The sequence below is a fragment of the Pseudomonas sp. NPDC089741 genome (assembly GCF_044748825.1).
In the GTDB taxonomy this organism is placed as follows: domain Bacteria; phylum Pseudomonadota; class Gammaproteobacteria; order Pseudomonadales; family Pseudomonadaceae; genus Aquipseudomonas; species Aquipseudomonas helmanticensis.
In genome coordinates this window covers 1-1,663 of the sequence record NZ_JBIVGT010000086.1, presented here as the reverse complement: position 1 = coordinate 1,663, position 1,663 = coordinate 1, and the positions used below count along the sequence as shown (strand labels likewise).

1 protein-coding gene and 1 pseudogene are annotated in these 1,663 nt (G+C 60.9%); both read left to right on the top strand.

The annotated features are described in order from the left end of the window. Window positions 1–1,129: pseudogene (gene nuoF, locus ACIPZE_RS28935) on the top strand (NADH-quinone oxidoreductase subunit NuoF); the annotation flags it as partial. Between the two features lie 133 nt (window positions 1,130–1,262). Then, window positions 1,263–1,663, top strand: a 401-nt coding sequence (locus tag ACIPZE_RS28930; RefSeq protein ID WP_400776855.1) for a 2Fe-2S iron-sulfur cluster-binding protein, incomplete at its 3' end; no start/stop codon positions are given.

The following is a 1,663-nucleotide window of genomic DNA, read 5'->3' as shown; positions in this document are numbered from 1 at the left end:
CAGGGGCGTGCAGTGGGCCCTGATGCCCAAAGACGAATCCATCAACATGCTCTACCTGCTGTGCAACGCGGATGATATGGAGCCGAACACCTGTTAAGACCGCATGCTGATGGAGCAACTGCCCCATCTGCTGATCGAAGGCATGCTGATCAGTGCTCGCGCGCTGAAAACCTACCGTGGCTACATCTTCCTGCGTGGCGAATACACCACCGCCGCCAAGCACCTCAACCGTGCCGTGGAAGAAGCCAAGGCTGCGGGCCTGCTGGGTAAAAACATCCTCGGCAGCGGCTTTGATTTCGAGCTGTTCGTCCACACCGGCGCCGGGCGTTACATCTGCGGTGAAGAAACCGCACTGATCAACTCCCTCGAAGGTCGTCGCGCCAACCCGCGCTCCAAGCCGCCCTTCCCTGCCGCTGTTGGCGTGTGGGGCAAGCCGACCTGCGTGAACAACGTTGAAACCCTGTGCAACGTGCCGGCGATCATTGCCGACGGCGTTGACTGGTACAAATCGTTGTCTCGCGAAGGCAGCGAAGACATGGGCACCAAGCTCATGGGCTTCTCCGGCAAGGTCAAGAACCCGGGCCTGTGGGAACTGCCATTCGGCGTCACCGGTCGCGAGTTGTTCGAAGACTACGCCGGCGGCATGCGCGACGGCTTCAAGCTCAAGGCCTGGCAGCCAGGTGGCGCCGGTACCGGTTTCCTTCTGCCTGAGCACCTCGACGCACAAATGTACGCCGGCGGCATCGCCAAAGTGGGCACCCGTATGGGTACCGGCCTGGCCATGGCGGTGGACGACAGCGTCAACATGGTCTCGTTGCTGCGCAACATGGAGCAGTTCTTCGCTCGTGAGTCGTGCGGCTTCTGCACCCCGTGCCGTGATGGTTTGCCATGGAGCGTCAAGCTCTTGATGGCCATCGAAGAAGGCCGCGGTCAGCCAGGCGACATCGAGACCCTGCTGGGTCTGGTCAACTTCCTCGGCCCAGGCAAGACCTTCTGTGCTCACGCACCGGGTGCCGTGGAACCGTTGGGCAGCGCCATCAAATACTTCCGTCCAGAGTTCGAAGCCGGTATTGCGCCAGTCAGCGCCGCCGTCCCGCCTCTGGCAAGGCCGATCGTAATCGGCGCGTAAACGCTTAAAAGGTGAAGGGCCCGGGCCTTTCGCCTCCTGCGATGACGCCTTTCGAGGCTGGTTTGATTCGCACGGATAACAAGATTCCATTAGCCACGCCCGCTGACACCGGGCCAACGAAGACCTTTGAACCATGGCCACTATCCACGTAGACGGCAAAGCGCTCGAAGTCGACGGGGCAGACAACCTGTTACAGGCAGGTCTGTCGCTGGGCCTCGACATTCCATATTTCTGCTGGCACCCCGCGCTCGGTAGCGTCGGGGCTTGCCGCCAGTGCGCGGTCAAGCAGTACACCGACGAGAACGACACCCGTGGTCGCATCGTCATGTCCTGCATGACCCCTGCCACCGACAACACCTGGATCTCCATCGAAGATGAAGAATCCAAGGCGTTCCGCGCCAGTGTTGTCGAATGGCTGATGACCAACCACCCGCACGACTGCCCTGTGTGCGAAGAAGGCGGTCATTGCCACCTGCAAGACATGACAGTGATGACCGGCCACTACGAGCGCCGTTATCGCTTCAGCAAACGCAC